General features: G+C 73.1%; 8 protein-coding genes. 3 read left to right on the top strand and 5 right to left on the bottom strand.

The features are described from left to right. Nucleotides 1-15: 15 nt before the first annotated feature. Together ABZY20_RS19905 and ABZY20_RS19900 are read right to left on the bottom strand one after the other, a co-directional pair. Complete coding sequence (locus ABZY20_RS19905) at nt 16-2,649, bottom strand: lipopolysaccharide biosynthesis protein (RefSeq protein WP_356442835.1); 2,634 nt, start codon at nt 2,647-2,649, stop codon at nt 16-18. 4 nt (nt 2,650-2,653) lie between these two features. Then, nucleotides 2,654-3,904 (bottom strand): DegT/DnrJ/EryC1/StrS family aminotransferase, encoded by a 1,251-nt coding sequence (locus ABZY20_RS19900; RefSeq protein ID WP_356442834.1) that lies wholly within the window; start codon nt 3,902-3,904, stop codon nt 2,654-2,656. 318 nt (nt 3,905-4,222) lie between these two features. On the opposite strand from ABZY20_RS19900, the gene fahA reads away from it, so the two are divergent. Together fahA and ABZY20_RS19890 are read left to right on the top strand one after the other, a co-directional pair. Further along, the gene (fahA, locus tag ABZY20_RS19895) at nt 4,223-5,434 is read left to right on the top strand and encodes a fumarylacetoacetase (RefSeq protein WP_356442833.1); all 1,212 of its coding nucleotides are present in this window, start codon (nt 4,223-4,225) and stop codon (nt 5,432-5,434) included. Nucleotides 5,435-5,801: 367 nt separating this feature from the next. Next, on the top strand, nt 5,802-6,740 hold the full coding sequence (locus ABZY20_RS19890) for a M56 family metallopeptidase (RefSeq protein WP_356443005.1): 939 nt from the start codon (nt 5,802-5,804) through the stop codon (nt 6,738-6,740). Nucleotides 6,741-6,888: 148 nt separating this feature from the next. Here the strand turns inward: ABZY20_RS19890 and recQ are convergent, their stop codons facing one another. After that, nucleotides 6,889-9,051 (bottom strand): DNA helicase RecQ, encoded by a 2,163-nt coding sequence (gene recQ, locus ABZY20_RS19885; protein ID WP_356443004.1) that lies wholly within the window; start codon nt 9,049-9,051, stop codon nt 6,889-6,891. Between the two features lie 200 nt (nt 9,052-9,251). Here recQ and ABZY20_RS19880 point away from each other — a divergent pair, with 200 nt between their 5' ends. After that, complete coding sequence (locus ABZY20_RS19880) at nt 9,252-9,854, top strand: Uma2 family endonuclease (protein WP_356443003.1); 603 nt, start codon at nt 9,252-9,254, stop codon at nt 9,852-9,854. 67 nt (nt 9,855-9,921) lie between these two features. Here ABZY20_RS19880 and nuoN read toward each other — a convergent pair whose 3' ends face one another. Together nuoN and ABZY20_RS19870 are read right to left on the bottom strand one after the other, a co-directional pair. Next, entirely contained in the window at nt 9,922-11,571 is a 1,650-nt protein-coding gene (gene nuoN, locus ABZY20_RS19875; protein ID WP_356442832.1) for an NADH-quinone oxidoreductase subunit NuoN, read from the bottom strand. Continuing rightward, complete coding sequence (locus tag ABZY20_RS19870; RefSeq protein WP_356442831.1) at nt 11,568-13,139, bottom strand: NADH-quinone oxidoreductase subunit M; 1,572 nt, start codon at nt 13,137-13,139, stop codon at nt 11,568-11,570. Before ABZY20_RS19870 ends, nuoN begins: the two co-directional genes overlap by 4 nt. Between the last annotated feature and the right edge of the window lie 3 nt (nt 13,140-13,142).

The raw sequence follows: 13,142 nt of genomic DNA, 5'->3' as shown, positions 1-13,142 counted from the left end.
CGGCTGCGGGCTCGATCAGGCGCTGTACGGGCCGTTCGGTGATCGGTCGGCCGCTTCGCTCCCGGTGGCGCGGGCGAAGCGGTCAGGGTCCCGCGCCCGCACGGCACGGAGACCGAGCGGCAGGAGCGGGACGAGGACGGCGAAGACGGCGAAGACGGTGAGGGCGGCGAGCAGGGGCGGCGCGAACGGTGCGAGCGCCTCGCGCCACACCCAGCCGCCGACCGCGAGGAGATACAGCACCCCCCAGCGCCCCGGCCACGTGAGCCGCCCGCCCGCACGCGCGAGCAGCAGCCACAGCGGCACGAGACACAGCAACTGGCAGACCGGCGGCGCCCAGCGCAGCAGCGGTTCGGGCCCGCCGAGGCCCAGCGCGTCCGCGAGGAAGCCGGCCGCCCTGTCGTACAACGCCCCGTCCACCGGCCGGGGTTCGGCTCCGAGGGCGGCCGGCGCGGTCCACAGGGCGAGCAGGGCGGCGGACAGCGCCGCGCCCGGCAGCCACGGGTCGCGCCGCACGCACAGGGTGACGGCGGCGGCGAACACCACGAGCAGCAGGCCGCCCGCGGTGAGCGACGGCAGCGGCAGGCCGTCCAGCAACTGCCGTCCGGTCAGGGCCGCTTGGGAAGCTCCTCCTGCCGCACCGGACCAGGGCAGGTCGCGCAGCGGCGCCACGAAGAAGACCGCGGCGACGCCGAGCAGGCTCCACAGGGCACCCCGCAGCCGCCGCTCCCTCGGCCCCTCGTCCGGGTCGGGCACCTCGGGTGCACGCGGTGCGCCCCGGCCCGGCCCCTCGTCCGAGTCGGGTACGGGCAGTGCTCCCCGGCCCGGTTCCTCCTCCCGGCCAGGCGCACCGGGTACGCGTGGTGCACCCCGCCCCGCCCCCTCGTCCGAGTCGGGTATGGGCAGTGCTCCCCGGCCCGGCCTCTCGCCCCGGCCCGGGACACCCGACACGCGCGATCCGTCCCCGCCCGGCCCCTCGTCCGAGTCGCCCGCACCGGGTACGCGCGGTGCACCCCACCCCGAACCCTCGTCCGGGTCGGGCACCTCGGGTGCACGCGGTGCGCCCCGGCCCGGCCCCTCGTCCGAGTCGGGTACGGGCAATGCACCCCGCCCCGGTCCTTCCGGCCGCACGATCAGCGCCAGCGTGTCCGCCTGCAGTGCCTCGCGCTCGTAGCCGGGGCGGCCGATGAACAGCGTGACCGTGTCCCGGTCGTCGTCCCCGGGCTGGTACGCCGCCCGACGGGCCCAGGTCGTGCCGTATCCGGCGGTGGCGTTCAGCCTCGCCCAGCGGGTGCCGTAGGACGGGTCGTCGCCGGGCGGGCGGACGGCGGGGGCGCTGTCGCCGGGTCGCAGGGCCGCGCGCAGGCCGGCCGTCGCGACCACGGCGATGACGGTCATGCTCAGCAGGACCGCCCAGCCGGCGCCGGCGATCCCGGCCGGGGTGAACAGCAGGGCCGCGCTGCCCAGCACCAGCGCGCACATGGCCCCCTGGAGCGCGGCCAGCACTCCCGTGCGCCCCTGCACGCGCAGCACGCCGATGTACAGCTCCACCACCACCCGGGGCAGCGCGCCGAGGGCGAGCAGCCGCAGCACCGTCGAACCGTGCTCGGCGTAGTCCGGGCTGAAGGGCGTGAGGATCTGCGGGGCGAACGCGACCAGCACCAGCACGACCGGGACCAGGAGCAGCGTCATCCGGCGCAGCGCGCCCCTGACGCCGTCGGCGAGGCGGCGCGGGTCGTGCGAGGCGTGCGCGGTGAGGGAGGAGGCCATGTTGATGGCCATGAACTCCATCGTGCCGCCGACGGTGTACGCCACGTAGAAGTAGCCGTTCTCCGCGGCGCTGAAGCGGACCGCGACCATCACCGGCAGCAGATTGATCATCGCCAGGCTGAACAGCGCCCCCAGCGAGTCCCCGGCCAGGAAGCGGCCCATCTCCCGGGCTTTCGGCGGGTCCTTGTCGCGGTCGGCCTCCGCCTGCCCCGGGATGAGCCTGCGGAAGATCAGCCAGCCCAGCGGCAGCGTGGACAGGGCGATCGCGGCCGCCCAGGACACGAAGATGCCGAGGACGGGCAGCGAGCCGGCGAAGACGGCCAGCAGGACGAGCTTGCCCACCGAGAAGACCGCGTTCCCCGCCGGCACCCACTCCGCCTTGCGCAGTCCGGTGAGCACCCCGTCCTGGAGGGTGAGCAGCGCCCAGGCCACGCACGCGGCGACGAACACCGCGCCCGCCGCCGGGGTGCCCAGGGGCGCGAACGAGTCCCCCCACGCGTCGAGGGTGAGCAGGAAGACGGCCGCGGCGAGCGCCACGACCAGCGAACTGACCGCGTACGTGCCCCACACCAGGCGTCCGGTCTCCCGCCCCGCGCGCGGCACGAAGCGGACGACGGCGCCGATCATCGTGGTCGCCGTGATGCTGGCGAGCAGCCGCATGGCGGCGATGGCGGCGGAGCCCTGCCCGACGGCCTCCTCCGTGTAGTAGCGGGCCGCCACCAGCCAGAACCCCAGGCCCAGCACGGCGGACACGCCGGTGCTGAGCATGAGGAAGTAGGCGTTCTTGAACAGCGAGTCGTGGGTGTGCCCGCCGTCGGCCGGCTGCGGTGCGCCGTCGCCGGTGCGCGCGGCGGCGGGCTCGTGCACCTGGATCTCCGCCACGGGACTACCCCAGCCCTCCCGGTGTCGGCCCGCTCCGGGACAGCCGTCCCGGGGCCTGGGCCGGCCGGACCCCGGACCGCTCCAGCACCTCGATCACCGTCCGCGCCCGCAGCGGGTCCACGGGCAGCGCGTGCCGCGCGAACCAGCGCGCCGCCTCGGGGGCCGGCGAGGGGTCGGTGAACTCCGGGCCCGCGTAGTCGTCCAGGGGCGGGTCGTAGAGGTAGCCGACGACGACGCCCCGCCGTGCCAGGGCCGCGATCGCCGCGTCGCGGTCCTCGACGAACAGCGGGACGCGGAACAGCGGCTGGGTCCCGTACGCGTCGTCCCGCGGCCTGGCCCACGGTGTGGCCAGCAGCAGCTCCGTGCCGGCGCGGCAGGCGTCCAGCACCTCGTCGAGCCGGTCGAGCGCGCGGCCGATGCGCCGCAGCCGCAGCGGACCGGACCGCAGGCGGTAGTCGTGCAGGTCGACGCGCAGCCACGGGTGGTGGGCGTCGAGTCCCGGCGCCCGGTGCGCGGCCCGCGCGAGCGCGTCCGGGCGCAGCGGCATGCGGATCCCCTCGCGGTCGGCGAGTCCCAGCTGCCGGATCGCGGCCCGGGCGGCCCGCCGCAGCCGCAGCCCGCGCACCGCCGCCTCCGCGTACGGCCGGACCGCGTAGGCGAGTTCGGCGCGTGCCCGGCGCGGCGCGAGCAGGGCCGCGCAGGTCTCCGCCACGGCCTCCCGCAGCCCTGCGTCGGCGAGGGCCAGCATCCCTCCCGCCTTGGCTCCCACGTGCTTGGACAGGCTGAACACCGACGCCTCGCCCCACGCCCCGACCGGCCGGTCGCCCGCCCTGCTGCCGATCGCGTGCGCCCCGTCCTCGAACAGCGGGATGCCCAGGGCGTCGCACTTCCGCCTCAGGCGCGGCGCCGGGTCCGGATTGCCGTACAGGTTCGTCGTCAGCACGGCCGACACCGAGCCCCAGACGTCCTCGGGCACGGCGTCGACGTCGAGGGTCGCGTCGAGCGGGTGCAACGGCGCCTGCACCGGCCGCAGTCCGGCCGCGAGCACCACGAAGAAGATCACGTCGTCGTTGACCGGCGACATCAGCACCCGTCCGCCGGGCGGGCACCAGTGGCGCAGCGCCACGTACAACCCGAAGCGGCACGACGGTACGTACACGCATTCCCGGCCGAGCCGTCCGCGCATGGTCTGTTCCAGCCGCTCCGGCTGGAGACCACGCCGCGCCGAGCCCGGACCGGCCTCCCCAATGGCCATCCGCCCCCCTGGTGTGCCGTCGGAACGCCCCCTCCCCGAGGCCTTCCGGCACCCGCCCAGAGTCGCCCCGTTCGCACCGCTCCGTCAAGATTGCGTCGCGTCCTGTGGATAACTTCCGGCACGTACACATGTGCGGCCTCGTCCGCCGCACCGGTCACGGCCGGCCGAACCCTCCGGTCGCAGCCGGGCCCACCTGCCCCGATCGCCCGCATCCGTCTCCTGCGGCTCTGCCCAGGACGGCCATGTCACCCGTAACGTGTGGCACGACCACGAACGCGTGGCGACGACATGGCGCACCCGAAAGCGAGGCAGCACCCGATGCCCCCCTTCGATGTCCCCGAGGGCGACCCCTTCGGCCCGCACAACCTGCCGTACGGCGTGTTCTCCCTCCCCGGCTCCGACCGACGGACGGTGGGCGTCCGGCTCGGCGACCACGTGCTGGACGCGGGCGCGGCGGCCCACGCGCTCGGCTCCCCCTACGCCTCCCTGCTGGCCCGGCCGAGCCTCAACGCGCTGCTGGCGGCGGGCCGTACGGCCTGGTCGGACGTGCGCCGGGCACTGACGGCGTGGGTGACCGTGCCGTCCCACCGCGAGACGGTCGAGCCGCTGTTCCACCCGCTGTCCGGGGTGACGCTGCACCTGCCCTTCGAGGTCGCCGACTACGTCGACTTCTACGCCTCGGAGAACCACGCCCGCAACGTCGGGCAGATCTTCCGGCCGGACGCCGAGGACTCCCTCACCCCCAACTGGAAGCACCTGCCCATCGGCTATCACGGCCGCTCCGGCACGGTCGTCGTCTCGGGCACCGACGTCGCGCGCCCCTCGGGCCAGCGCAAGGCGCCCACCGACGCCGCTCCCGTCTTCGGCCCGTCCGTCCGCCTGGACATCGAGGCGGAGGTCGGCTTCGTGGTGGGCGTGCCGTCCCGGATGGGCGCGCCGGTGGCCCTCGGCGACTTCCGCGAGCACGTCTTCGGGCTGTGCCTGCTCAACGACTGGTCCGCGCGCGACATCCAGGCCTGGGAGTACGTCCCCCTCGGCCCGTTCCTCGGCAAGTCCTTCGCCACCTCCGTGTCGGCGTGGATCACCCCGCTGGACGCCCTGGAGGAGGCCCTCGTGGCACCCCCGGCCCGTACCCACGAGCTGCTGCCGTACCTGGACGACAGCGACGAGGAACCCGGCGGCTACGACCTGCGCATCAGCGTCGCCGTCAACGGCCACGTCGTCTCCGAACCGCCCTTCTCCACCATGTACTGGACGGCCGCACAGCAGCTGGCCCACATGACCGTGAACGGCGCCTCCCTGCGCACCGGCGACCTCTACGGCTCCGGCACGGTCAGCGGCCCGTCGGAACGCGAGCGCGGCTCCCTGCTGGAACTGACGTGGAACGGCCGCGACCCGCTCGAACTCCCGGACGGCAAGCGGACGTTCCTGGAGGACGGCGACGTGGTGACCCTGTCGGCCTGGGCCCCCGGGCCCGACGGCGTGCGGGTGGGGCTGGGCGAGGTGACCGGGCGGATCGTGCAGGGCTGACGCGGCGCGAGCCGGGGACGGCCTGACGGGTCGCCCGTCGCCCCTCCCGGTTCTCCCGTGCGCTCGGACCCTGACGCACACCGCCCGGCCCGTCATACTGGGCGCGGGGCGGTGTGCCCGCACACGCGCGGTACACGGCACGTTCGGCGTGCCCGCCGCGGTCACCCGTCGCGCAGGACGTGCGGCTCACCGGTGAGCACGGCAGCCGCGGCACGTGTCCGCACGCCGGCCGCAGCGCGTGTCCGCACGTCGGTCGCGGCACGTGTCCGCACGTCGGACGCGGCCGCATCGCACGTGCGCACGGCGACCGCCCTCCCGCACGACCCGTAGCCGCCCCTCTTCCGACCAGGAACCGGAGCCCGTGGCCATGACCGTCTGCCTGCTCCTGCTGAGCGTTGTCGCCGTGACGGCCGCCGTCCCCGTGCCCCGCGCGCTGACGCGATCCGCGTGGCCGGAACGGGAACCGGTGGTGGGGCTCTGGGTGTGGCAGTGCCTGGTCGCCACGGTGCTGCTGTGCTGCGTGACGGCGCTCGCGCTGGGGGCCGCCGCCGTGTTCGGCACGGTCCGCGCCCAGCTCTTCGCTCCCGCTCCCCCCGCGGTGACCGCGGCGTACGACCTGTCCGCGGCCCCGCCCTGGGCCGTCGCCCTGACGCTGCTGCTGGCCTGCGGTGCCGCCTGGACGACGGCGATGCTCGCGCGCGAACTCGTCGAGGCGCGCCGCCGCCGCGCCCAGGCCCGCGCCCATCTGCGCGAGCGCGCCCCCGACCTGCCGGCCGGGCTGCCCGCCGCCCGCGGCCCCCTGCTGGTCCTGGAGGACGAGTACCCGGACGCCTGGTGGATGCCCGGCCACCCGCCCCAGCTGATCGTCACCACGGGCGCGCTGCACCGCCTGACCGGCCACCAGCTCGACGCAGTCCTCACCCACGAGCGCGGTCACGCCCGGGCCCGGCACGACTGGCTGCTGCACCTCTCCACCGCCCTGGCCACCGGCTTCCCGCGCATCCCGCTGTTCGCCCACTTCTGCGACCAGACGCACCGGCTGGTCGAACTGGCCGCCGACGACACCGCCTCCCGCCGCTGCGGCCACCTGACCACGGCACTGGCCCTGATCGAGCTCAACCAGCACCGGGGCGTCCTGTCCTGCGCCTCCAGCCACCGCCTGCTCGGTGAGCGGGTCGACCGGCTCCTGGAGCCCCCGCCCCGGCTGGACCGCAGGCACCGCGCGCTGACCACCACCACGGCCGCGCTCGTGCCGCTGCTGCCCCTGCTGATCGCCTTCGCCCCGGGCCTGACGGCGCTGTCCTGACCGCGCGGCCGGGGACGGGCGCGGCCGCGGACTGACGGCGCTGTCCTGACCGCGCGGACAGGCCCGGCCGGGGACAGGCCCCGCCGGGGACAGGCGCGGCCGGGGACGGGCGCGCTGTCGTCCGGTCCCCTCGGCCGCCCGGGCCGGCCTACATCCAGTCGTCGGGCTCCGGCTCCTCGTCCATCTCGGGCCAGTAGTCCGGACCGTCCGGGCCGCCCGCGTCAGGCCGGCCCGCGTCCCGGCTGCCCGCGTCAGGGCCGGACGCGTGGGCCGTGGCGGCGTCAGGCGTGTGCGCCGGGGCGGGGTCGGCGGCCCGGCCCGGTGTCCCGGCCTGGGGCGAGCCGGGGCGGCCGCCCAGCGCCGCGAGCACCTCCACCACACCCTCCCCGTACGTGGCCAGCTTCTTCTCCCCGACCCCGCTGATCCCGCCGAGCTCGGACACCGACGCCGGCCATGCCAGGGCGATCTCCCGCAGGGTGGCGTCGTGGAAGATGACATAGGCCGGGACGCCCTGCTCACGGGCCTGCTCGGCCCGCCAGGCGCGCAGTGCCTCGAAGGCGGGCAGCAACTCCTGCGGCAGCTCGGCCGCGGCCGTCCTGCCCTTGCCCCGCCCGGAGCCCGAGGCGGACGACGAGCCCGCCCGGGAGGTCACCGGCTTCTTCGGCTCCTTGCGCAGCGGCACCTCCCGCTCCCGCCGCAGCACCGCCCCACTGGCCTCCGTCAGCACCAGCGTGCCGTAGTCGCCCTCCACCGCGAGCAGTCCCTGGGCGAGCAACTGGCGGATGACGCCCCGCCATTCGCCCTCGCCCAGGTCGTCGCCGATGCCGAACACCGACAGCTGGTCGTGGTCGAACTGGATGACCTTGGCGGTGCGCTTGCCCAGCAGGATGTCGACGATCTGCACCGCGCCGAACTTCTGCCCGCGCTCCCGCTGCAGCCGCACCACCGTCGACAGCACCTTCTGCGCCGCGACCGTGCCGTCCCAGGTCTCCGGCGGGGTCAGGCAGGTGTCGCAGTTGCCGCAGCCGGCCGGGTCCGGGTCCTGGCCGAAGTAGGCCAGGAGCTGGCCCCGGCGGCACTGCGCGGTCTCGCACAGCGCCAGCATCGAGTCCAGGTGGGCCTGGGCACGCCGCCGGAAGGCCTCGTCGCCCTCGCCGGACTGGATCAGCTTGCGCTGCTGGATGACGTCGTTCAGCCCGTAGGCCATCCAGGCCGTCGACGGCAGACCGTCGCGGCCGGCCCGGCCCGTCTCCTGGTAGTAGCCCTCGACCGACTTGGGCAGGTCGAGGTGGGCGACGAAGCGGACGTCCGGCTTGTCGATGCCCATGCCGAAGGCGATGGTCGCCACCACGACCAGGCCGTCCTCCCGCAGGAAGCGGGACTGGTGGGCCGCGCGGGTGCCCGCGTCCAGGCCCGCGTGGTACGGCACCGCCTCGACGCCGTTGCGGCTGAGGAACTCGGCCGTCTTGTCGACCGAGTTGCGCGAGAGGCAGTAGACGATGCCCGCGTCGCCCGCGTGCTCCTCGCGCAGGAAGGACAGCAGCTGCTTCTTGGGGTCGGCCTTGGGCACGATCCGGTACTGGATGTTGGGCCGGTCGAAGCTCGCCACGAAGTGACGGGCCTGCGGCATGTTCAGCCGCTCGGTGATCTCGCGGTGCGTCGCGTGCGTGGCCGTCGCCGTGAGGGCGATCCTCGGCACGTCCGGCCAGCGCTCGCCGAGCAGCGACAGCGCCAGGTAGTCGGGCCGGAAGTCGTGGCCCCACTGGGAGACGCAGTGCGCCTCGTCGATCGCGAAGACGGAGATCTTCCCGCGCGAGAGCAGATCGAGGGTGCTCTCCAGCCGCAGCCGCTCCGGCGCCAGGTACACGAGGTCCAGCTCCCCGGCCAGGAACTCGGCCTCGACCATCCGGCGCTCGTCGAAGTCCTGCGTGGAGTTCATGAACCCGGCCCGCACGCCCAGCGCCCTGAGCGCGTTCACCTGGTCCTGCATGAGGGCGATCAGCGGCGAGACGACCACGCCCGTGCCGGGTCTGACCAGGGACGGGATCTGGTAGCAGAGCGATTTGCCGGCCCCTGTCGGCATGAGCACGACGGCGTCCCCGCCGGCCACCACGTGCTCGACGACGGCCTCCTGCTCGCCCCGGAAGGCCTCGTATCCGAAGACCCGGTGCAGCGTGGCCAGCGCCTCGCTGGCGTCGGCGCCGAGGGGCCCGGCGGGACCACTGCCCGCGCCGATCCCGGCTCCGGTACCCCCGGCTCCAGTCACCGCGTCCAGTTCCGTCATCACACCCGTCCCGCCCGTCGCGCCCATCGTTGCGTCCCCCGTGCGTCGCGCCTCGACCACTGCGTCCACCATAGGCGCCCGCACCGACAGCCCCGGAGTTATCCACAGGTCCGCCCAATGGGGCTGCGTCAAGGACACGCTCGTCGTTCACATGTTCGCAGGAGACCTGCCCGTTTCCGGCGGATAGTCTGAACGCACCGGCGAGACTCCGTCCCATGGGAGCACTGATGAGCGTCGCACCGAAGGCGTCCACGCCCAGCTGGCCGACCCCGCCGGAAGGCGGCTGGACCGCCGACGACCTGGACCGCCTCCCGAATCTCCCTCCGCACACGGAGCTGATTGACGGGAGCCTCGTCTTCGTGAGTCCGCAGACCATCTTTCACGAGCGTGCCATCGACTTTTTCAAGTGGCAGCTGCAGTCTCTGGCGCCCGCGGATCTCGAGGTGTTCCGCGAGTTCACCATCGACCTCGACCGCCAGAACCGTCCCGAGCCGGATGTGGTCGTGGTACGCGGGGACGTAGTGGAAGACCCTGATCAGACCCGGTTTCCCGCAGAAGCTGTGCTCCTTGCGATCGAGGTCGTCTCCGAGGACTCCGTCTCCCGCGACCGCGAGACCAAGCCCTTGAAGTACGCGCGGGCCAAGATTCCGCACTACTGGCGGGTCGAGAACGAGAACGGGCGCGCTGCGGTGCATGTCTTCGAGCTGGAGCCGACCACGGGTGCCTACACCGGCGTCAACATCTTCCGCGAGCGGATGAAGGTGGACGTTCCGTTCCCGGCAGACCTGGACCTCACTCAGATCCGGGCACGCCGGGACAGGACACCATAGGCCTGGACAAGCCGCGGCCCGGTGCCCCTGACGGAGGTACCGGGCCGCAGCCTTCGTGTAAGCGGCGTCAGCGCACGAAAACGCCCGCCTGCCCCGCCAGATCCAGGAAGTACTGCGGCGCCACACCGAGCACCAGCGTGACCGCCACGCCGATCCCGATCGCCGTGATCGTCAGCGGCGACGGCACGGCCACCGTCGGGCCCTCCGGCCGCGGCTCGCTGAAGAACATCAGCACGATGACCCGGATGTAGAAGAACGCCGCGATCGCCGACGAGATCACACCGATGACGACCAGCGGGGCGGCCCCGCCCTCCGCCGCCGCCTTGAACACGGCGAACTTCCCGGCGAAGCCGGAGGTCAGCGGAATGCCCGCGAAGGCCAGCAGGAACACCGCGAACACCGCCGCCACGAGCGGTGAACGGCGGCCCAGCCCGGCCCACTTGGACAGGTGCGTCGCCTCACCGCCCGCGTCGCGCACCAGCGTGACCACCGCGAAGGCGCCGATCGTCACGAACGAGTACGCGGCCAGGTAGAAGAGGACGGACGAGACACCGTCGGGCGTGGTCGCGATGACACCCGCGAGGATGAACCCGGCGTGCGCGATCGACGAGTACGCCAGCAGCCGCTTGATGTCGGTCTGCGTGATCGCGACGATCGCACCGCCCAGCATCGTGACGATGGCGACCGCCCACATCACCGGCCGCCAGTCCCAGCGCAGGCCCGGCAGGACGACGTACAGCACCCGCAGCAGCGCGCCGAACGCCGCCACCTTCGTCGCCGCCGCCATGAAGCCGGTCACCGGCGTCGGCGCGCCCTGGTAGACGTCCGGCGTCCACATGTGGAACGGCACCGCGCCCACCTTGAACAGCAGGCCCATCACCAGCAGCGCGGCGCCGACCAGGAGCAGCGCGTCGTTGCCCATGGTGCCGGCGAGCGCCGGGGTGACGTCCTGCACGGTGCCGTCGACGACCTGGGCGATCGTGGCGTACGACATCGAGCCCGCGTAGCCGTAGAGCAGCGCGATGCCGAACAGCGTGAACGCGGAGGCGAACGCGCCGAGCAGGAAGTACTTGACCGCCGCCTCCTGCGACATCAGCCGCTTGCGGCGGGCAAGCGCGCACAGCAGGTACAGCGGGAGGGAGAAGACCTCCAGGGCGACGAACAGCGTCAGCAGGTCGTTGGCCGCCGGGAAGACCAGCATGCCGGCCACGGCGAACATCAGCAGCGGGAACACCTCGGTGGTGGTGAACCCGGCCCTGACCGCTGCCTTCTCGCTGTCGCTGCCCGGCACGGAGGCGGCCTGCGCGGCGAAGGAGTCGACGCGGTTGCCGTGCACCACCGGGTCGAGGCGCCGCTCGGCGAAGGTGAACAGGCCGACCAGACCGGCCAGCAGGATCGTGCCCTGCAGGAACAGGGCCGGTCCGTCGACGGCGAGCGCGCCCATCGCCGCGATGCGCGCCTTGGTCGTGCCGAACCCGTCGGCCGCGAGCGCCACGACCGCGGCGAAGGCGGCGACGAGCGCGACGACGGACACGAACATCTGGACGTAATAGCGCGATTTGCGCGGGACGAACACCTCGACGGCGATCCCGACGATCGCCGCGCCGACGACGATCAGCACGGGCGCCAGCTGTCCGTACTCGAACTTCGGCGCGTCGATCTTGGTGATCGGCTCGGCCGCGGTTGTCCACAGGCTGTGGACGGCTGATGCGCTCACTTGGCCGCCTCCACCTCGGGCTGGGGGTCCTTCTTCTGAACGTCGGACATGGTCTGCTCGACCGCCGGGTTGACGATGTCCGTGACGGGCTTCGGGTAGACGCCCAGGAAGATCAGCAGCACGACCAGCGGGGCGACCACCACGAGCTCCCGGACCCTGAGGTCCGGCATCGCGCTGACCTCGGGTTTCACCGGGCCCGTCATCGTCCGCTGGTACAGCACGAGGGTGTACAGCGCGGCGAGGACGATGCCGAGGGTGGCGATGATGCCGATGACCGGGTAGCGCGTGAACGTGCCGACCAGGACCAGGAACTCGCTGACGAACGGCGCCAGACCCGGCAGGGACAGCGTCGCGAGGCTGCCGATCAGGAACGTGCCGGCCAGCACCGGGGCGACCTTCTGCACTCCGCCGTAGTCGGCGATGAGCCGCGAGCCGCGCCGGGAGATCAGGAAGCCCGCGATCAGCATCAGCACGGCCGTCGAGATGCCGTGGTTGATCATGTAGAGCGTCGCGCCGGACTGGCCCTGGCTGGTCATCGCGAAGATGCCCATGATGATGAAGCCGAAGTGGGAGATCGACGCGTAGGCCACCAGCCGCTTGATGTCCCGCTGGCCGACCGCGAGCAGCGCCCCGTAGATGATGCTGATCAGCGCCAGGACGAGGATCGCGGGCGTCGCCCACGTGCTGGCCTCCGGGAAGAGCTGGAGGCAGAAGCGGAGCATCGCGAAGGTGCCGACCTTGTCGACGACCGCCGTGATGAGGACCGCGACCGGGGCTGTCGACTCCTGCATCGCGTTGGGCAGCCAGGTGTGCAGCGGCCACAGCGGCGCCTTCACCGCGAAGGCGAAGAAGAAGCCCAGGAACAGCCAGCGTTCGGTGCTGGTCGCCATGTCGAGCGTGCCGTTGGCCCGGGCCTCGGCGATCTCCTGGAGCGAGAAGTTCCCGGCGACCACGTACAGGCCGATCACCGCGGCCAGCATGATCAGACCGCCGACCAGGTTGTAGAGGAGGAACTTCACCGCCGCGTACGAGCGTTGGGTCGCCGCCGCCTTCTCGCCGTGCTCGTGGGCCCGGTCCCCGAAGCCGCCGATGAGGAAGTACATCGGGATCAGCATGGCTTCGAAGAAGATGTAGAAGAGGAAGACGTCGGTGGCCTCGAAGGAGAGGATCACCATCGCCTCGACCAGCAGGATCAGCGCGAAGAAGCCCTGGGTGGGCCGCCACCGCCTGCTGCCGGTCTCCAGCGGATCGGCGTCGTGCCAGCCCGCGAGGATGATGAAGGGGATGAGCAGGGCGGTCAGCGCGATGAGCGCCACGCCGATGCCGTCCACGCCCAGTTCGTAGCGGACGCCGAAGTCGGCGATCCAGGCGTGGGACTCGGTGAGCTGGTAGCGGTCGCCGCCCGGGTCGAAGCGGACCAGGACGACGATCGCCAGGACGAGCGTGGCGAGCGAGAAGAGCAGCGCCAGCCACTTGGCGGCGGTGCGCCGCGCGGCCGGCACGGCGGCCGTGGCGATCGCCCCGACGGCCGGGAGCGCCGCTGTCGCTGTCAGCAGGGGAAAGGACATCGG

The organism is Streptomyces sp. NPDC006624, from assembly GCF_040611555.1.
Lineage (GTDB): Bacteria > Actinomycetota > Actinomycetes > Streptomycetales > Streptomycetaceae > Streptomyces.
The sequence above is the reverse complement of the archived record's forward strand: the minus strand, read 5'-3'. Positions and strand labels throughout refer to the sequence as shown.